Raw genomic sequence first — 18,758 nt, 5'->3', positions numbered from 1 at the left:
GATGCTAGATTTTAGAATTAAAACTTTTTTGACAGTTTGTCATTACATGAATTTTACAAGAGCGGCTGAAGAACTTAGTTTGACGCAGCCTGCAGTCTCAGGTCATATTAAACATTTAGAAGAATATTATGGCACTGACTTATTTAAAAGAGATAAAAAACATCTCGCCCTTACAGAAGAGGGAAATATTTTATACTTATATTTAAAATCCATGTCAAATGACGAAACTAAAATTAAAAATCTAATTGGAAATAGTAATAAAAACAAAAAATCAATTTCTCTTGGTCTTACTAGAACCATTGGAGAGTTTACGATTTTTAATCGCTTAATTGATTTTATAGCAAAGGAAAAAGAAAGAGATTTTTATATTTACTATAAAAACACAACTGATATCCTTGAAGATTTAGACAATGGAAATATAGATTTTGCCTTTGTGGAAGGATTTTTAAGAGGTCAAAATTATTATGTTGAAAAATTTAAAAATGAAGATTATATTTGCGTTGCCAATAAAAAACATGATTTTAAAAATAAAATTCACAGATTAAAAGATTTACTCGACGAGAGGATTATAGTACGAGAGGAAGGATCAGGTACTCTTGCCTTTTTACAAAATCTTTTAAATATGCAAAATTTATCTGTAAATGATTTTAAAAATATTATTCAAGTCAACAACATGCATGCAATTGTAGAACTTTTAAAATCAAATTCAGGCATCAGCTTTTTATTTGAATCAGCTGTTAAGGATTTATTAGAAGATGGGACAATTATAAAAGTTGAGTTGGAAGATTTTAAAGTTTCTCACGATTTTTCATTTATTTGCAACAAGAATTCAATTTTCATTGATGAGTATTTGGGAATTTTTAAAAAGTTTTTATTATAATCTAGTCTCAAAAAAATTTAGGAGGATAAAATGACAGAGAAAAGTGTATTAGATTATCTGCCAGGTATAGCTCTTAGTTTTGTAATTGCTATCGTTGCTAGATTAATCGAAGGAGTAGTTCCTTCAGGGATGATTGGTGCATCAGTAATTGCACTGTTTTTAGGGATTTTAATTAATCATTTTTATACGCCAAGCTCTAAATTAGAAGTTGGTATTGGATTTACTTCAAAAAAGATTTTAAAATTTGCAATTATACTTCTTGGAGCATCTCTAAATATCAATATGGTGCTTCAAGTTGGTAAATTATCATTATATGTAATGGTGTTTACTTTATTTACTTGCTTCGGCGTAGGATATTTTTCAGGAAAAGCCCTAGGCCTTAATTGGAAGATGAGTAACTTAATTTCGGCAGGTACGGGAATTTGTGGTGGATCTGCCATTGCAGCTATTGCTCCAGTAATTGATGCCGATGATACAGATATTGCCTTTGGAATGAGTGCTACATTTATTTTTGATATGTTTATGATTATTCTTTTCCCTATCATGGGAAGAGCACTGGGACTTACTGACATGGCATATGGACTTTGGGCTGGAACTGCTGTAAATGATACATCAAGTGTTGTTGCTGCAGGTTATGCTTTCTCAGAAGCAGCCGGGGACTTTGCAACAATGGTTAAGCTTACGAGAACTCTATCTATAATTCCAACAGTAATTATATTTGCTATTATTCATGCAAGACTTCAAGCAAAGCAACATAAGGCAAATGGCGGCGCAGAACTTAATATTGTAAAGATTGTTCCATGGTTTATCTTTGGATTCTTAGCACTTGTTGCTATAAATAGTTTAGGATTTATTTCTCCAGAACTTTCTCATACTTTAAAATCAATTTCTAGGTTTTTAATGGTTGCATCACTTGCAGCAATTGGACTTAACACAAGCTTTAAAGCTATGAAAAAAGCAGGCCCTGCACCAATGATTCACGGATTCTTTATCTCCCTACTTGTAATAGTAGTAGCTCTTGGAGTTGAAGTTGCAATGGGACTTGTTACATTTTAATAAAAATTTTCGGCATAGAGATACGCCGATTTTTTATTGCAAACTTATATTAATATATAGAGTTTAATTTACAAGTAATGTATAATTATAATCAAATAATATAATTTAGGAGGATAAAATGTTAAAAGATAAAATTGCAGTTGTTACTGGTGGAACAAGAGGAATTGGATTTGCCATAGTTGAAGAATTTTTAAAAGAAAATGCAAGGGTTGTACTATTTGGATCACGTGAAGAGTCAGCTACAAAAGCAGTAGATAAAATTAAAAAAGAAAATCCTGATGCAAAAGTTGAAGGAGCTTGGCCAGACTTATCTGACTTCAATTCTATTCAAGATGAAATAAATAAAATCGTAGAAAAATATGGAAGAATTGACATTCTTGTAAATAATGCTGGTGTTAGTGATAATGTATCAGTATATGAATACACTGCAGAAAAATTTGCAGATGTTATGGAACTCAATGTAAATGGAGTATTTAACACAACTCTTGCAACACTTCCTACAATGAAAAAACAAGGCGGAGGCTCAATTATTAACACATCTTCTATGGTTACTAAATTTGGTCAAACTCTTGGAGTTGCATACCCTACAAGTAAATTTGCAGTAAATGGTCTTACTATTTCTCTTGCTAGAGAACTTGGCCCAGACAATATTCGTGTAAATGCAGTTGCTCCTGGAATTACTAATACAGATATGGTTAAAAATCTTCCAGATGAACAAATTAAACCTCTTATCAATATGATTCCAATGAGAAGAATTGGAGAAGCTGAAGATATTGCAAAGGCAGTTGCTTTCTTAGCTAGTGACAATGCAAGTTTTATAACTGGAGAAATCCTAAGAGTCGATGGAGCTATGATTGTTTAATCTAACAAAATAATTTATAGCTGGCAACAAAAATTTATATTAAGAAAATTTTCTAAAAGCTGGGGTTAAATCTCCGGCTTTTTTTTATACTTTATATTCCAATATTACAATTTAAATTTTCTTTTTAAAACTTTTGTGAAAATTTTTATTCAAAAAGTAGTTTTTAATTCATTTTATTCCATAATTCGGAATAGATTCCTTATATTGAAATAATTAATTCCATTTGTTATAATTCAATTAGAAAAAAATATTTTAAAGTTTTAAAAATTGGAGGACAATAAAATGGTAGAAGTTAGCACTTTTCAACTTATTAAAATGGGAGATTTAAATCACCACGGTACACTTTTTGTAGCAAAGGCTCTTGAATGGCTTTCAGAAACAGGATTTATCACAGCATGTCACGCTTACGAAGATCCAAATGAATTAGTATATAGAGGTATGGATGACTTTAAGTTCCTAAAGCCAGCTGATAAGGGAGAAATCTTAAGATTTACTGGTAAAATTATTAATGTGGGAACAACTTCTCTTACAGTATCAGTTAAAGCATGTTCTTTTGCTGATAAGGACAATTCTGATCCATATTGCATGGGAAAAATTACTTATGTAGTTATCGATAAAGAAACTAGAAAGAAAAAAGCACATAATATTCCAAAAGAAATAATGTGCGAGCATAAATAAATAAAAAAGATGTGTCAAAAGTTACAGCTTATACTTTTGAAAAAATAAAAACCCACTATAAAAGCAAGCCATATTTAGCTTTATAGTGGGTTTATCTATAATTTAAGATGTAACAAAAAATACTGCTTTTTAATTTATCATTTAGACTATTATTTATAATAAAAATAAAAAGACTTAACTAAAAGTTAAGCCTCTTTAATAATAATATTTAATTATTTTCCAAATGCTGGGATTACAGCTCCTTTGAATTTTTCTTCAATAAGTTTTTTAGCTGCATCAGAGTTTAATACTTCGATTAGTTTTTTAAACTTAGGAGAATCTTTTTCATCTTTTCTTACTGCAACTAAGTTTGCATATGGTGAATCTTTTGATTCTAAGAAGATTGAATCATTAACTGGGTCAAGTCCTTGTCCAATTGCAAAGTTTGAATTGATTACAGCTGCTCCAGAATCTTTATAAACTTGAGCAATTGATGGTGCATCCATTGCTGTAAATTTTAAATTCTTAGGATTTTCTGCTATATCTTTTTCAGTTGAGTTAAGATTTGTCTTATCTTTAAGTTTAATTAAACCTGCATCTTCAAGTAAAATAAGAGCTCTTGCTCCATTACTTGGGTCATTAGGCATAATAATTTCTGCTCCATCTTCAATTTCATCTACTGATTTGTATTTGTCAGAATAAAGAGCCATTGGTTCAATGTGAACAAATCCTAGAACATCAAGATTAGTAATATTTCTTTCTTCAGTGAAACTATCTAGGTATGGTTTGTGTTGGAAATAGTTAGCATCTAAGTCACCAGCTTCAAGTTGAAGATTTGGTTGTACATAGTCGTCAAAGTTTACTACTTCTACATCAAGACCAGCTTTTTCAAATTCTGGTTTTAAACCTTCTACAATTTCACCGTGAGGTGTAGGTGATACACCGATTACGATTTTGTTGTCATCAAGCTTTTCAGTAGCTTGTGCTGGTTCTTCTTTTGCATTAGCTTCCTTAGTTTCTTGTTTTGCACCGCCACAAGCTGTTAGTGTAAGTGATAGGACAAGAGATCCTAGTAAAAATAATTTTTTAAAATTTTTCATATATATCCTCCTTAAAAAAATTATTACCTAATTAAAATTTAGAATGCTGGTAGTACCGCACCTTTGAAAGTATCTTCTATATATTTTCTACTTTCTTCAGATTGTAATACTTCTACGATTTTCTTATATTTTTCTTCATTTTCATCACCTTTTCTCACTGCAACTACATTTGCATATGGTGAATCTTTAGCTTCTGTGATTATTGCATCCTTTGGATCAAGTCCATTAGAGATTGCAAAGTTAGGATTTATAAATGCAAGGTCTGCATCTTGATAAACTCTTGGTATGTTTTGAGCATCAACTGCATTGAATTTTAAATTCTTAGGGTTTTCTGCAATATCAACTTCTGTTGAATTTAGATTGTTTTTGTCTTTTAGTTTAATTAAACCCTTATCATCTAGAATTAAAAGTGCTCTTGCTCCATTTGTTGGATCATTAGGAATAATTATTTCTGCTCCATCTTTAAGTTCTGAAATATCTTTAATCTTTGTTGAGAATCCTAAAAGTGGAGTAATAAATATTTTTGAGTTTTCAATTGAAACAATATTTGTGTTTCTATCTTTATTAAAGTTATCTAGATAAGGTTGATGTTGATAAAAGTTTACATCAAGGTCTCCAGAGTCAAGTTGTAAATTTGGTTGAATATAATCAGAGAAAGTTACAACTTCTAAATCAATTCCTTTTTCTTTAAACTGAGGAATAAGTGCTTTAATTAGTTCTCCATGTGGAGTTTCTGATGCTCCAATTGTCACCTTTGTAAGTTCTGTTGATTCAGCTGCTTTTGCACTATCAGCTGTATTTTTGTTTCCGCAAGCAGTTAGAAATGCTACAACTGCAATTAATGTCACTAAAATTTTTGTCTTCTTCATCTTTTTTCTCCTTTTTCTTTTGATAATCAGTCTTCCCTTACAGATTATCTTCTTTTGTCAATTTTCTTTGCCAGCGCATTTCCTACAAACTGCACGATTTGCACTAAAATTATAATTACTACTACTGCTGACCACAATATAAGTGGTTCATTTCTTTGATAGCCATATCTGTTAGCTACATCTCCAAGGCCTCCGCCTCCCATTACACCAGCCATTGCTGAATAACCTATTACATTTATAATAGTCATAGTAATACCAGTTATAATCATTGGCATCGCTTCAGGGATAAGCACCTTAAATATAATCTCTCTCTTTGTAGATCCCATAGATTTTGCAGCTTCAATAATTCCGCTGTCAACTTGAATAAAATATCCTTCCATTAATCTTGCAACAAAAGGTGCTGCAGATACAGAAAGCGGAATAATCATTGCCGCTGTACCATAGGATTTTCCAACTATAAGTCTAGATAGTGGAAAAACTACAATCATTAATATTACAAAGGGAAATGACCTTAGAATATTTATAATTCCATCTAAGACAGAATAAAATTTAGCTGATTCTGTAAGTCCCCCTGGCCTTGTCGTTGTTAAAATAATTCCCAAAGGAATTCCAATTAAAAGTGCTATAACTGTTGATGCAAATACCATAATAAGCGTTTGAGGTATTGCAGGTAGTACAATATCAATAATTCTATCCATTATAGCACCTCCACATTTACATTATTATCTTTCAAATATTGGATGGCCTTTAATCTTTCAGACTCATCTCCCAATATTTGAACAGTTAAATAACCTACATTTTTTACATTAAGTCTATTGATATTTCCAGAAAGAATAGAAAAATCAACATTAAATTTCTTTACGCATTGAGAAAGGATTGGCTCGTCGTAATTGTCATCTGCATAAGAAAGTCTTAGCACATCTCCCTTGTAATCACTTGCGTTAACATAACCTTCATCAACTTCATCTTGAAGATTCTTAATAAAAGATCTTGTCACATGAGTTTTAGGGTTTTTAAATAGTTCAGTTGTTGTATTTTCTTCTATTATATTTCCACTTTGCATAACAGCAATTCTATCACAGATATCCTTTGCTACTTCCATTTGATGCGTAATCATAATAATTGTAGTGTTGTATTCCTCTACAATCTTTTTAAGAAGCTTTAGAACTGACTCAGTATTTGCTGGGTCAAGAGCTGAAGTTCCTTCGTCTGATAATAAAATAGAAGGATTTGTAGCAATCGCCCTTGCTATTGCAACTCTTTGTTTTTGTCCACCTGATAATTCAGAAGGATAGGATTTTTTCTTTTCTTTTAAATCTATAAAAGAAAGTAGCTCATCAACTCTCTTATCAGTTTCAGATTTTGAAACACCTGAGATAATTAAAGGATAAGCTATATTTTCTTCAACAGTCTTTTGCATAAAAAGATTAAAAGATTGAAAAATCATTCCTATATCTTTTCTGGCAAGTCTTAAATCTTTTTCATTAAGATCAATAATCGATTTGCCATCTATTAAAATATCTCCACTTGTTGGCTCTTCAAGTCTATTTATGCACCTTACCAGTGTAGATTTACCTGCACCAGAAAGGCCGATGACTCCGAAGATTTCGCCTCTGTTAACTTCAAAAGAAACATCATTAATAGCTCTAAAAGTTCCCTCATCAGTTTTAAATTCTTTAACTAAATTCTTTACTTCAATCAATAATTTATCTCCCCACTAAATAAAAAAAGAGCTTCCATCCATATAAAGGACGAAAGCTCGTGTTACCACCTTTGTTTATTGCTCCCTCGCGAAAAGCAACCTCATCAAGTACTATCATACTCTACTTCTGTAACGGGAAGTCCCGTATGCATCTAATATCGACACATCCTAGAAAAGGCCATGTTCCCAATAAACCAATCCACTTCTTTCACCAAAACGAAGCTCTCTTTGCTCATAATTTAAAGGTACTCTTCTTCTCAAAAAGTTTTTCAAATTGTTTTTCAAATTTAAATAATATTATAATGTCTATAATTTTTATTGTCAATATAAATTTTTAAATTTTTTTTAATAAATTTTAAAAAATATCTCTAAATATATTTTTTAAATTAATTATCGTAACAAGTCCTGGATTTGTTGCTGTACATCTATCGTTATAGGCTACTTCTGCCATGTAGTCAATTTTTTCGAAATATTCTCTTTCATCAATTTTATTAAGTCCTCTAAGATTTTTTGGTATATTGAATTTCCTATTTAATTCTTCAATTTTCTTAATAAAATCATATTCGTCGTGTAATCCAAGTTCAGTTGCTATATTTCTTAGTTCATATCTTGCACTTTCACTTTTTTCTATATTGTATTTCATAATGTATGGAAGCAATATTGCATTTAATCTTCCGTGTGATATGTGAAATACTCCACCTAATATATGTGCAACTGAGTGGTTTATGCCTAGTCCTGCATTTGTAAAGGCTATTCCTGCAATTGTTGAAGCTTCTATCATGTTTTTTCTAGATTTCATTCTTAATCCGTCTTCATATACTATAGGTAGATTTTCAAATACAAGTTTTATCGCTTCTTTTGAAAGTATTTTAGAAAATCTATCTGCATTTTTTGATACTAAGCTTTCTATTGCATGTGTAAGAACATCCATACCTGTATCTGCTGTTATAAAGTTAGGAACTGATTTTGTAAAACTTGGTACAAGTACTGCTATATCAGGTAAAAGTAAATCATCTATTAGTACTTCTTTCTTTTCTCCAATAGTAACTATTGAAAAATTCGTAACTTCTGATCCTGTTCCAGCTGTTGTAGGTATTGCTATAAAAGTTTTTTTATCACCAGTTTTTTCATATGCTTTATATACTATGGCTTTTGATGCGTCTATTGCAGACCCGCCTCCTACTGCAACTACTAAGTCACAATCTTCTTGTAAAAGTTTTTCTATTCCTGAATTAACAAGTTCTATAGTTGGATCTGGTTTTATTTCATCAAATATTTTATATGTGCTTTCTTTTTTTAGCCTTTGCGTGATTTTTTCAATCATTCTACTTTCTACTACAAAGGGGTCTGTAATAAAAAATACCTTTTTGTAATCAAGTTTTTCGAATATATCTAAACTATCATCTGTGTTATAGATTTTAGTTTTTACTGAAAATGTCATTAATTTAGTCCCTTTCTAATTATTGTAATTTGTGATAAGTATTAGAATTTCAGTTACAAATTCTTTTTCATTAGTAGTTGTCCAATAATCTAATACAAATCTTTCAATGGAACCTGGAAATAGCTCATATCCTTTTTCTTTTGCATAATCAAATGCTCGTTTATATGACTCTTTTATTGTTTTATGAGGTCCCAAATGATATGTAGATAAATAATATCCTTCTTCTATATTCGAAGAATTTTCTTTTTCTTCTATTTTTTTTACTGTTTTTTGAATACTAACTATTGGAGTATTTCTGTTGTTTTCTTCATCTTCAAGTCTTTTTTCAGTAGATGGGAAAAATACCATAACTGAATCTGTAATAGTTGTATAATTTTGTTTTACATAGTTTGCAAAATCTACATTTAAGATTAAGTTCTTGTAATCAAAGTCAAATTCCATTGGATATTTTATAACAGGTAGTTTTTCGTGATATTTTACTGTAATTGGAATTTCACATTTTAAAAGATTTATAAATACACCTTCATCTATTAGTTTATGCCAATCTTCAATTACCATTACTCTGTACTGAAGCTCTTCAATTTGCTTTTTAGTTCTAATAATTGCATTTTTAAAGCTTCTTAATTTGCTATAGTAGTCATCATTTTGTAAAAAATCTTTGATTTCTTTAAGATTAAAGTCTATAAACTGAAGATATTTTATAACTGGTATAATAGATGCTGTTTTTTCTGAATAAAATCTATATCCATTTTCCTTAATTAAATCTGGTTTAATTAATTCTAGCTTTTCATAATATCTTAATGTTCTAGTTGTAACTCCAGTTTTTTCTGCAATTTCTCCTATTGAATAAAGTCTTCCTGCTGTCATAATATACTCTCCTTCTAAGACAATATATCATTTAACTCCAATGTATTTTTATAAATATTTTCTACGAAATTTTCCGCTTTTATTCTTATTAATAAGTCTTTTATAAGCCAAATTGTCTTTAGATTAAAAAAGGAAATTTCAGAAATAAAATAAGCAATTGACGAAATTCTTTTGTTTACTGATTCTCTTGGTCTAGCTTTTTGTGAAGTTTTTGGGAATTTTCTTTCTACATCTTCTAGTCCAATACTAAATAATTCACTTACTTCTTTTAGTGCATATTGCTTTACAGGAGATGTTTTGGGAAGTATATCTTTAACTTCTTCATACTTTTTTAAATCTGTAAACTGCATCATCTTTGCATATTTTCCAAATACAGGATTAAAATCATTGCTCATATGTTTTTTATAATCTCTTTGAATACATAGACAAATATCGTCATCATATGTTAAATATTGAGCCATTCTATTTATTATAAAGTTTACAGGGCTGTCTTGGCATATAGCCCTTCCATGTAATCCTTTCACTTTATCAAAAAAATTCCACTCCATATTTATAATATCTTTTATTATTTCAAATTGATTTTCTTTCAATTTAAATTTGTAATATATTTTATTTAAATTATTTTCATCTATATATTCAAATACATTATACATTAAAATTTCCCTTCATAATTGGAAGCCTTAAAATAATTGGATCTTTTATATTTTTTGTTACATCTTCTGCTGCAGCTACTAAAAAACTGTCTTTTGTAGATACAATTTCTCTTATTTTTAAAATATTTAAAATATAAGCACAAACTTTTTCTACTAAGTAATATAGTTTTTCTTCATCACTTTCATAAATAATGCTTTCTAAATCAATAAACAATTCCGTCGGATAATAATTTTTTGACTCTAAATATCTTTTTCTAAGTTTATAATATGGCATATAATTTTTGCTTAACAAATATAGTGCTCCAAATGTTGCATTTATAAATTCATTTTTTGAGAAAAATACTGCCATATCATCTTTTCTTTTTAAAGATCTAAATAAATTATATTGTCCAGATTGTGCCATTTGAAATAAGTATGCTGCTAATTTTTTGTAAACCACATCTTTTGGATAAAATTTCTGATAGTACTTTCTCATATTCATAAATAAATTATTTCTTCCATAGAAAATTTCTCCATTTGTAGCTACTGAAAGATAGGATTCTCTTATATTTAAGAAATCTACATTTGAAATTGGTGCATATCTTTTATTTGTATATTTTTGATAGAAATCTTCAGTACAAATAACACCCTTTCTACTATTTTGTACATAATTTCCATCAAAAAAACTTTTATAAATTTCCTCTAATTCATCTCTATATTTTTTGTAATATTTTTCTTCAATGAATATAGAAAAGCCCTTGTCAAAGTCATGATCTTTAGATATCTCATCATCAAGAAAGAAACATTCAGAACCTTCTCCAACAAGTCCTACATTTATCTTATTCAATAAATGTGGTGCTTTTTCATTAAGTTTTGGAAGACAATATTCGTTGAAGAAATTCTTAGATATTTCTATTCCCTTCATAGACTCATTTCCCTTTCTTTATGTACATTTTGTATATTTCTTTTTAATAATTTTGTGATTTCACACTCTCCAAATTTAGCGTAGAATTTATCATAAGCCAAACTGTAATTTTCTATACTTTTATCAAAATCTTTTAATTTAAAATAAATATTTGCTGCTGTTGAAAGTGCATTTGCATAATGAATATCTGTTGGATTTTCATATTTATAGTAATTTATCACTTTTTTTATTTCACTAAGAGCTTCTTCAAAATTACCTTCGAATAACATTACTTCACATAAATTAATCATAGATATTGCTATTTTACTTTTACTATTTACTAGTTTAATAGCTTTTTCTATGTCTTCTCTTGCTTTTTTATATTCTTTTATCCCTCTATAAGCAGAACTTCTGTTATTTAACATAGTTGCGTAAAGATAATTATCGTCTATATTTTGTAAAATTGACTCTGATTCATTTAATCTCTTAATTGCTTCATTGTAGTTTTTATCAACTATATCAACATCAGCTAGATTAAGAAGTATAGTTGCATATTCAGAAGAATTGCAACCATACTTTCTAACTGTTAAGTTTTTAATGATTTTATATATTTTATAAGCGTTTTTAGTATCAGCCTTTACTCTTAAAAAACTTGCAAGTTCATTTGCTATAAATATTATAGAGTCAATGTCTTTTAATTTTAAAGCTTCTTTAAGCTCATATATCATATATAAAAATATTTCATTAGCACTAGATTTACTAAACTTTATTTTTAGATTTTCATAAAAGTTTACTAAATCATATTTCATAATTTAATCTTATTTTGCATTTGGTAGAATATTTTCTACTTCTGCATGTGGTCTTGGAATTACGTGAACTGATAGAAGTTCTCCAACTCTTTGAGCTGCTGCTGCACCTGCATCTGTAGCTGCTTTAACTGCTCCTACATCTCCTCTTACAAGTACAGTAACAAGTCCGCCACCTACATGTTCTTTACCGATTAAAGTTACATTTGCTGCTTTTACCATTGCATCTGCTGCTTCAATACTTCCTACTAAACCTTTTGTTTCTACCATTCCTAATGCTTCGTTCATTTTTATTCTCCTTTATTTTATATTTATATTATTCGCCCTTAAAAGCGTGTACTAACTCATCTAGCATGTTTTGTAATGCTTCTAAATCTAAGCCTTCTTCTGTAACACTTGGTCTTTTATCGTCTTCATTGTCTTTACATACATTACAACCTGTGCCATATTCAAAATAATTTTTTGAATTACTATATTCTGGTAATTTATCTTCTTTAAAATCTTTAAGATTATCAAATGTTAAACTAGTAGTTCTATTGTTTTCAAACTCTTCTGGATGATATCTTCTAAATAATTCGTCAGTTTCAACTAATTTATCTGCATCTATCATTCCATATACTAATTTCTTTAAATTTATTAAATGTTTTGGACCAACATTTTCAGATACGCTTGATCCACCCATTGTTCCACAACCTAGTGTAAGTGCGATTGGAAGTCCAGTTGTAAGTCCTGTTCCACCCATTGTTCCACCAGTGTTTATAAGTATTCTACTTGCAGGTTTTACTGAGAATTTTCTTGCAATTTCTTTATCTTCTGTGTGAAGACTCATAGTGTGACCTATTCCATTTTGTAAAAGTTTAAATGAAAGGTCGCATGCTTCTTCCCAATCTTCTACTGTATAAAATCCTAATACAGATGTTAATTTTTCATAAGATAGTGGGAATTCAGGTCCAACTCCATATTGTTCTCCAACTAGAACTCTTGTGTTTTCACTCACATTTATATGAGCTGCATCTGCTATTACTTTTGCAGATCTTCCTACAAAGTTCGCGTTCATTGAAGTTCCGTTTTTAAACAGAAGTTTACATACCTTATCAGTTTCTTCTTTGTTCATGAAGTAAGCGCCTTGTGCCTTAAGTTCTCTGATAACTTCATCTCTATTGCATCTTTCAACGATAATACTTTGTTCAGATGCACAAATTGTTCCATTATCAAAAGTTTTTGATGCCATTATATTTCTAATAGCTTTTTTAACATCTGCACTTCTTTCTATATATGCTGGAGAATTTCCTGCTCCAACTCCTATTGCTGGCTTACCTGCACTATATGCAGCTTTAACCATTCCTGGTCCACCTGTTGCAATAATAAGTTTTACTTCTTTTGAATGCATTAGTTCATTTGTAGCTTCCATTGATAATTTTGAAAGTCCTTGAACTATATTTTCTGGAGCTCCTGCTCTTACAGCAGCTTCATTTACTATTTCAATTGCTCTAAGTGTACATTTTGCAGCTTTTGGATGCGGACTGAATATTATAGGATTACGAGCTTTAATTGCAATCATTGCATTATATAGAACTGTTGATGTTGGGTTAGTTGATGGTACAATTCCCATTACAAGTCCCACTGGATCTGCAACTGTTAAAGTTTGTGTCTTTTCATCTGCTTCTATAATTCCAATAGTTTGTTCGTTTTTTATTTGCTCATATAAAAGTCCACTAGCCATGTGGTTTTTATAAATTTTATCCTTAACTTTACCAAATCCTGTTTCTTCAACTGCAAGTTCAGCAAGTTCTCTTGCGTGTGATTCTCCAGCTTCTGCAATAGCCTTTATGATTTTGTCAATTTGTTCAAATGTATAATTTTTTAATTTCTCTTCAGCTACAAGTCCTTTTCTAGCTAAGTCTCTTGCACCTTGAATCGAAGAAAGGTCAAAATCAAATTCTGCCATATAAACCTTCTTTCTTGTCCCTAAATATGTCTAATTATTTTACTTGAGGTAAAATGCTTTCTACTTCTGTATGTGGTCTTGGAATTACGTGAACTGATAGAAGTTCTCCAACTCTTTGTGCTGCTGCTGCACCTGCATCTGTAGCTGCTTTAACTGCTCCTACATCTCCTCTAACCATTACAGTTACAATTCCTCCACCTACATGTTCTTTACCGATTAAAGTTACATTTGCTGCTTTTACCATTGCATCTGCCGCTTCAATACTTCCTACTAAACCTTTTGTTTCTACCATTCCTAGTGCGTCTAATTGTGCCATTTTTCTAATCTCCTTTTTATTTTCTTTTTTATTTGTATTTCTTCTTTGTGTTTTTTCTTCTACTTTTACTTCTTTTACTTCAGATTTTGCAGATTTTATAGTTTCTTTTTGTTCTGGTTTTGCTGAAGCTTCTTCTTTATTAATGTTAGTGTTTTTTTCTTCTGCCATCTATTTACCTCACAATTTCAACATAGCTCTTTGAATTAAGTCCTAGAGCATTTGCTTCTTCTTGGTCTATGTGACAATCTAAGTAACCGTTGTTTCCAACTCTTACACTTACATTTTCAAGGATTGCTGATCTAATACCTGTAGTTTTAAGATTTACTACATCTCCGTTTTTTAAATTTCTCTCACGACCTTGTTCTTCATTTAAATGAATATGTCTTTGAGCAACTATAACACCTTCTTTTAAAACTACAGTTCCATTTTTTCCTATAATTGTAATTCCTGGTGTATCTTTTAAATCTCCACTTAGTCTAACAACTGGCTTTACTCCCAGCTTAAATGCGTCAGATGTAAGAATTTCAACTTGAGTTTCTTTTCTTACTGGACCTATAATTCTCACATTTTCAATAACTGATTTAGGTCCTGCTAGTGTAACTGTTTCTTTAGCTGCAAATTGACCTGGTTGAGTTAGGTTTTTAATTGGAGTTAATTCATAATCTTTTCCAAAAAGTATTTCTAAATGTTCCTTAGTCAAATGTAAATGTCTACCACTTATTCCAACTGGAATTATGTTAAGTGATGTTTTTTTTCAGCCTCTTTGTTAATAAGCTTTTCTAAATCTTTTTCTGTCAAAAATTTGTTTTCAATTCCTATTTTTAAGATATTGTAAATTTCATCTTCAGATAAAGCACAGTTTTTTGTTTCACATATGTCTACTTTTTCCTTGTGCTTTTCTTCTTTACAGCTACTACACTCTTCAAAGGAAACATTGTTTTCTCTTGCTATATCTCTTGCAAGAGGAGTAATGATTGTGTCTTTATCTATATAAATAGATTTATTCTCTTCCTTTGCACGGTAGATTTCTTCTGCTGTAATAAGTCTCATACTTTTATACCTCCCTACCATTTACAATCTTCATCAACTATTCCAATGATTACAGCATCTATTGGAAGTGGCGAGTTAAATTCTTCTAGTGCAAGTCTTGCAGATGACCCTTGAGTGATTAGTACTGTCTCTCCATCTCCTGCGCCAATTGTATCAACAGCTACAATTCTCTTGCCCTTATCGATTCCCTCAGTAAGTTCAACTAACATGAATTTCAAACCATTTAGCGAATCATATTTTCTTGTTGACCAAATTTTTCCAACAAGTTTAGCAATTACCATTTTTTAACATCACCACCAGCTTTTATATTTTCTAAAGCAACTTTGACTTCTTCCATATCGCCTACTATAGCAAGTAGTACAAAGTTTTGCGGACATGATCCTCTCACATCAAAAACTTCAACGCCTACGGATTTTTCAGCAATATCACAAGCTCCAATCATTTCTATGAGCTTTCCTTGTACAAGTCCTATTGCTCCTGGGTTTTCTTCAATTTTATACCTGCTTCTTTCGCTAATAATTCTTAGCGTGTTTTCTCCAGGTGCTTTTATAAGTTTAATATCCATTATTCACCCTTCTTTGCAATTCCTATAGCAATTCCAAGAGGAATTACAAACATTGGATTTTTAGGTTTTAGAGTTTTTATTTTAATATTTTCTTCAATATAGCTTTCTATATTTTCTAGAAGTGCTGATCCACCGACAAGAATTATTTCATTAACATCTGTGCCATCAATGGCTCTATTTATTATTGAAATTATCTTGTCTATAACTGGCTTTAATATTGGAAAAATTTCCTTATGCCTTTTGAAATCTCTCTTTAAAAGCTCAGCATCTTCAAAAGATATTTTATTTGATCCAGATAATACTAATGAGAAATGTGTTCCTCCAGTTGCTTCATCGACAACTTTTATAACTTTTCCATTTTTTAAAATCGAGATTCCCGTTGTGCCACCTCCAATATCAACTACAGCTCCATCTTGTAAATTAAGAATCTTATTAGCTGCTGTTGGTTCATCAAAGACTTCACAAACATTAAAACCTGCTGCTTCAGCTACGTTTTTAACAACTCCACCATCTATACTTTCTGTGTTAGGAGGTATTGCAACTCCAGCATCAAAAAGTTCTACTCCAATTTTATCTTCAATTTCTTTTTTTAGTTTTTTTACTATGTCACATGCTCCAATATAATCTACAACCATTCCGTCTTTGATTACATTTGCAAATTCATATGCTCCACAAACAGGATTTTTATCTTCGTCTATGACTGCAAGTACTATAAAGGCTGTTCCTAAATCAATTCCTGTATATAACTTTTTAGACTTATCAATTTGAGGATTTTTAATTGACTTTTCAAATTTTTCTATAAGTTCATTTGTTTTTTTGAAATTAATTTTTATCACCATCCTCTATTTTCCTTATTGCCCAAAGATTTATCATATTTAATATTAATTTGATTTCTTCATTATCTCGAGTGTATTTATCTTTTATTAACTCTTGAAATTTGATAACTTTTAAAACTAATTCTAAATTTTTATCATCTAGATTCATTTCTAAAAATATTTTTTTTAAATCAATTTCTCTAAATCTTATTTCGCATTTTATCTTTTCATTTTTATAAAATCTATTTGAATAATCATTTAATTTTTCTGCGAAATTTTCATCTAATTTTTTTATACTATATGCAAATTCTTTGAGATTAATTGCAAAGTTTATATCTTTACATGATTTATTTTCAAAACATTCGTTGATCTTTTTATTAGTTTTATTGTCAACTTTTTTATTTTTATCAAATTCAATTTTAAAATCGATTAAAAATTGTCTTGCACCAGGAGTTAAGCGAGTATTTTCTTTAATTTCATAGAATGTAAAAGGATTTTCAAAATAAATATTTCTTAAATCATTTTCAGTAATGAACTTCACTTAAACTCACATCCTTTATAAAATTATTAAGTTCTACAAGACCTTTTCTTGTCTTATTTGATATCAGAAAAATATTATTTGCTCCAATTTCTAAAGCTTTTTTATATATTTTTTCTAATTTATCTTTATTTACTAAATCTATTTTTGTAATTATTGTTGCAGTTGGTCTAGTAAAAGACTTTCCAAAATTCGGAGGATAAACTACATCATCCTCTGCAGATAATATAAATAATGTTCCAATTGCATGATTTTGTGAAATCATGATGATTATATTATTTAAGTAATTTACCTCTAAGTATTCACTTGGAACTTCAATAGTATTTTCTCTGTAGTATAAATCTAATGAAGAAGATTTTTTATCTTTTTTTCCCTCTATAAAATCTGCTACAGTAGTTTTTCCTGAATTTTTCTTTCCAACAATTACCCATTTTCTTTTCATGATTTCGTTACTTCACAAACATTAAATCCTAAAATTTCCTTGAAATATCTCTGTACTTCTAAAAGTGCTGTAAAGACTCCTTCTACATCTCCATTTATTAAAACAGCACCATTAAATCTATCTACAAAGGCTATATCAATACTTGCAGCCTTTGCAGCTATGTCTGCTGCTATAATTGAACTTTCTGTAGGAGTTAGAGTCAAAATTCCAAGAGATCCCTTGTCTACACCAATTCTGTCATTTACATTTGGATCTGGCGAAGATATTAAATGAAGTAATGTTATTTGCTTGCCAGGAACAGTTTCTTGTATTATTCTTTGTAAATTTTCCATAATATACTCCTAGTGTCTAACAAGATTTACATTTATACCTTCTTCTTTTATCCAACTTTCTATATTGTCTAGATCTTCTTCTGATAGAGAAAAATCTCCTTCCATTGGATAAACCATGTCAAGTTGATCGTATTTTCCCACTCCATATCTGTGATAAGGAAGAATGTCTATTCCATCAAAGTTTTTAAAAAATCTATAGGGTTCAAGAAAATCTGAAACAGCTTTTATTTCTTCGTGGCTGTCATTAACTCCCTTTAATATAGGCATTCTAACTCTGACTTTTGATCCATTTTCTAGTAAATATTTCAAATTATTTAGAATAACTTCATTATTTACTCCTGTAAGTTCCTTATGTTTTACTGGATCCATTTGCTTTATATCGAATAGAAATAAATCAACATGTTCTCTGATTTTTTTAAGTTTTTCTATATCTGTATAACCGCAAGTTTCTATTGCAGTATTTACTCCTTCAATATGAGCACTTTCTAGTAGAGATATTAGACTTTCTGCTTGATTCGTGCATTCGCCTCCTCCAACAGTAAGTCCACCTCCACTCATTCTGTAAAAATCTTTGTCTTCATTTACAATATCCACAAGTTCATTTATTTTTTTATCTTCCCCTACTATTTCTATTGCATTTTGAAGACATGCTTTTTCACATTTTTTACAATTTATACATTTTATATCTCTACGGACTTTATGTTCACCATTATCCATATAGTGAATATTTTTAGGACATACGGGCACACATGCTCCACAATTTATACATGCATTTCTCTTTAGCATAACTTGATGATCATATCTAAGTCCTTCTGGGTTTGAACACCATTTACATCTTAAAGGACATCCTTTAAAAAATATTAATGTTCTAACTCCAGGACCATCATGAACATTGTACTTTTGGACATTAAATATCCTAGCACTTCTCTCAAGTTGAGCCTCTTTTAATCCTCTGTCCATTTATAATCCTTTCTGA

The 18,758-nt window shown here is 30.0% G+C and carries 25 protein-coding genes; 4 read left to right on the top strand and 21 right to left on the bottom strand.

Annotated features, from left to right (window positions below):
- Nucleotide 1: 1 nt before the first annotated feature.
- The 4 genes from KQI68_RS03245 to KQI68_RS03230 all read left to right on the top strand — a co-directional run bounded on the left by KQI68_RS03245 (nucleotide 2) and on the right by KQI68_RS03230 (nucleotide 3,476).
- Nucleotides 2–880 (top strand): LysR family transcriptional regulator, encoded by an 879-nt coding sequence (locus KQI68_RS03245; RefSeq protein ID WP_216548692.1) that lies wholly within the window; start codon nucleotides 2–4, stop codon nucleotides 878–880.
- 30 nt (nucleotides 881–910) lie between these two features.
- Nucleotides 911–1,936: a YeiH family protein gene (locus KQI68_RS03240; protein WP_216548691.1), complete on the top strand. Its 1,026-nt coding sequence runs from the start codon at nucleotides 911–913 to the stop codon at nucleotides 1,934–1,936.
- 118 nt (nucleotides 1,937–2,054) lie between these two features.
- Nucleotides 2,055–2,798: an SDR family NAD(P)-dependent oxidoreductase gene (locus KQI68_RS03235; protein WP_216548690.1), complete on the top strand. Its 744-nt coding sequence runs from the start codon at nucleotides 2,055–2,057 to the stop codon at nucleotides 2,796–2,798.
- Nucleotides 2,799–3,080: 282 nt separating this feature from the next.
- Nucleotides 3,081–3,476: an acyl-CoA thioesterase gene (locus KQI68_RS03230; protein WP_216548689.1), complete on the top strand. Its 396-nt coding sequence runs from the start codon at nucleotides 3,081–3,083 to the stop codon at nucleotides 3,474–3,476.
- A gap of 212 nt (nucleotides 3,477–3,688) precedes the next feature.
- Here KQI68_RS03230 and KQI68_RS03225 read toward each other — a convergent pair whose 3' ends face one another.
- The 21 genes from KQI68_RS03225 to cutD all read right to left on the bottom strand — a co-directional run bounded on the left by KQI68_RS03225 (nucleotide 3,689) and on the right by cutD (nucleotide 18,742).
- Entirely contained in the window at nucleotides 3,689–4,555 is an 867-nt protein-coding gene (locus KQI68_RS03225) for a MetQ/NlpA family ABC transporter substrate-binding protein (RefSeq protein ID WP_216548688.1), read from the bottom strand.
- A 38-nt stretch (nucleotides 4,556–4,593) separates the two neighbouring features.
- Nucleotides 4,594–5,424, bottom strand: coding sequence for a MetQ/NlpA family ABC transporter substrate-binding protein (locus tag KQI68_RS03220; protein ID WP_216548687.1), 831 nt, complete (start codon nucleotides 5,422–5,424; stop codon nucleotides 4,594–4,596).
- A gap of 44 nt (nucleotides 5,425–5,468) precedes the next feature.
- Nucleotides 5,469–6,122: a methionine ABC transporter permease gene (locus KQI68_RS03215; protein WP_216548686.1), complete on the bottom strand. Its 654-nt coding sequence runs from the start codon at nucleotides 6,120–6,122 to the stop codon at nucleotides 5,469–5,471.
- Nucleotides 6,122–7,126: a methionine ABC transporter ATP-binding protein gene (locus KQI68_RS03210; RefSeq protein ID WP_216548685.1), complete on the bottom strand. Its 1,005-nt coding sequence runs from the start codon at nucleotides 7,124–7,126 to the stop codon at nucleotides 6,122–6,124. The genes KQI68_RS03215 and KQI68_RS03210 overlap by 1 nt, the downstream gene beginning before the upstream one ends.
- A 355-nt stretch (nucleotides 7,127–7,481) precedes the next feature.
- The gene (locus KQI68_RS03205) at nucleotides 7,482–8,567 is read right to left on the bottom strand and encodes a 1-propanol dehydrogenase PduQ (protein ID WP_216548684.1); all 1,086 of its coding nucleotides are present in this window, start codon (nucleotides 8,565–8,567) and stop codon (nucleotides 7,482–7,484) included.
- 15 nt (nucleotides 8,568–8,582) lie between these two features.
- Nucleotides 8,583–9,434, bottom strand: a complete 852-nt coding sequence (locus KQI68_RS03200; RefSeq protein WP_216548683.1) for a MerR family transcriptional regulator — start codon at nucleotides 9,432–9,434, stop codon at nucleotides 8,583–8,585.
- Between the two features lie 14 nt (nucleotides 9,435–9,448).
- The gene (locus KQI68_RS03195; RefSeq protein ID WP_216548682.1) at nucleotides 9,449–10,087 is read right to left on the bottom strand and encodes a DUF4125 family protein; all 639 of its coding nucleotides are present in this window, start codon (nucleotides 10,085–10,087) and stop codon (nucleotides 9,449–9,451) included.
- Complete coding sequence (locus KQI68_RS03190) at nucleotides 10,080–10,991, bottom strand: DUF4037 domain-containing protein (protein ID WP_216548681.1); 912 nt, start codon at nucleotides 10,989–10,991, stop codon at nucleotides 10,080–10,082. The genes KQI68_RS03195 and KQI68_RS03190 overlap by 8 nt, the downstream gene beginning before the upstream one ends.
- Nucleotides 10,988–11,779, bottom strand: a complete 792-nt coding sequence (locus KQI68_RS03185) for a tetratricopeptide repeat protein (protein WP_216548680.1) — start codon at nucleotides 11,777–11,779, stop codon at nucleotides 10,988–10,990. The genes KQI68_RS03190 and KQI68_RS03185 overlap by 4 nt, the downstream gene beginning before the upstream one ends.
- A gap of 9 nt (nucleotides 11,780–11,788) precedes the next feature.
- Nucleotides 11,789–12,064: an ethanolamine utilization microcompartment protein EutM gene (eutM, locus tag KQI68_RS03180; protein ID WP_216548679.1), complete on the bottom strand. Its 276-nt coding sequence runs from the start codon at nucleotides 12,062–12,064 to the stop codon at nucleotides 11,789–11,791.
- 28 nt (nucleotides 12,065–12,092) lie between these two features.
- The gene (locus KQI68_RS03175; protein WP_216548678.1) at nucleotides 12,093–13,724 is read right to left on the bottom strand and encodes an acetaldehyde dehydrogenase (acetylating); all 1,632 of its coding nucleotides are present in this window, start codon (nucleotides 13,722–13,724) and stop codon (nucleotides 12,093–12,095) included.
- A gap of 34 nt (nucleotides 13,725–13,758) precedes the next feature.
- Complete coding sequence (locus KQI68_RS03170) at nucleotides 13,759–14,040, bottom strand: BMC domain-containing protein (protein ID WP_216548780.1); 282 nt, start codon at nucleotides 14,038–14,040, stop codon at nucleotides 13,759–13,761.
- A 172-nt stretch (nucleotides 14,041–14,212) separates the two neighbouring features.
- The gene (gene pduL, locus KQI68_RS03165) at nucleotides 14,213–14,761 is read right to left on the bottom strand and encodes a phosphate propanoyltransferase (protein WP_343221650.1); all 549 of its coding nucleotides are present in this window, start codon (nucleotides 14,759–14,761) and stop codon (nucleotides 14,213–14,215) included.
- 11 nt (nucleotides 14,762–14,772) lie between these two features.
- Nucleotides 14,773–15,090 carry a cupin domain-containing protein gene (locus KQI68_RS03160; protein ID WP_216548677.1) on the bottom strand — a complete coding sequence of 106 codons (318 nt, stop codon included), beginning with the start codon at nucleotides 15,088–15,090 and terminating at the stop codon, nucleotides 14,773–14,775.
- A 14-nt stretch (nucleotides 15,091–15,104) separates the two neighbouring features.
- Nucleotides 15,105–15,371, bottom strand: coding sequence for a EutN/CcmL family microcompartment protein (locus tag KQI68_RS03155; protein ID WP_216548676.1), 267 nt, complete (start codon nucleotides 15,369–15,371; stop codon nucleotides 15,105–15,107).
- A complete protein-coding gene (locus tag KQI68_RS03150; RefSeq protein ID WP_216548675.1) occupies nucleotides 15,365–15,655 on the bottom strand; it encodes a BMC domain-containing protein in 291 nt (96 codons plus the stop codon). The genes KQI68_RS03155 and KQI68_RS03150 overlap by 7 nt, the downstream gene beginning before the upstream one ends.
- Nucleotides 15,655–16,494, bottom strand: coding sequence for an ethanolamine utilization protein EutJ (eutJ, locus tag KQI68_RS03145; protein ID WP_216548674.1), 840 nt, complete (start codon nucleotides 16,492–16,494; stop codon nucleotides 15,655–15,657). Before eutJ ends, KQI68_RS03150 begins: the two co-directional genes overlap by 1 nt.
- Nucleotides 16,478–17,011: a hypothetical protein gene (locus tag KQI68_RS03140; RefSeq protein ID WP_216548673.1), complete on the bottom strand. Its 534-nt coding sequence runs from the start codon at nucleotides 17,009–17,011 to the stop codon at nucleotides 16,478–16,480. Before KQI68_RS03140 ends, eutJ begins: the two co-directional genes overlap by 17 nt.
- Entirely contained in the window at nucleotides 16,995–17,450 is a 456-nt protein-coding gene (locus tag KQI68_RS03135; protein ID WP_216548672.1) for a EutP/PduV family microcompartment system protein, read from the bottom strand. The genes KQI68_RS03140 and KQI68_RS03135 overlap by 17 nt, the downstream gene beginning before the upstream one ends.
- The gene (locus KQI68_RS03130) at nucleotides 17,447–17,782 is read right to left on the bottom strand and encodes a BMC domain-containing protein (protein ID WP_216548671.1); all 336 of its coding nucleotides are present in this window, start codon (nucleotides 17,780–17,782) and stop codon (nucleotides 17,447–17,449) included. Before KQI68_RS03130 ends, KQI68_RS03135 begins: the two co-directional genes overlap by 4 nt.
- Nucleotides 17,783–17,791: 9 nt before the next feature.
- Nucleotides 17,792–18,742, bottom strand: coding sequence for a choline TMA-lyase-activating enzyme (gene cutD / locus KQI68_RS03125; protein WP_216548670.1), 951 nt, complete (start codon nucleotides 18,740–18,742; stop codon nucleotides 17,792–17,794).
- Nucleotides 18,743–18,758 lie beyond the last annotated feature (16 nt).

Source organism: Peptoniphilus ovalis (genome assembly GCF_018919265.1).
GTDB lineage: Bacteria > Bacillota > Clostridia > Tissierellales > Peptoniphilaceae > Peptoniphilus_A > Peptoniphilus_A ovalis.
This window is presented reverse-complemented; position numbering and strand designations above follow the sequence as displayed.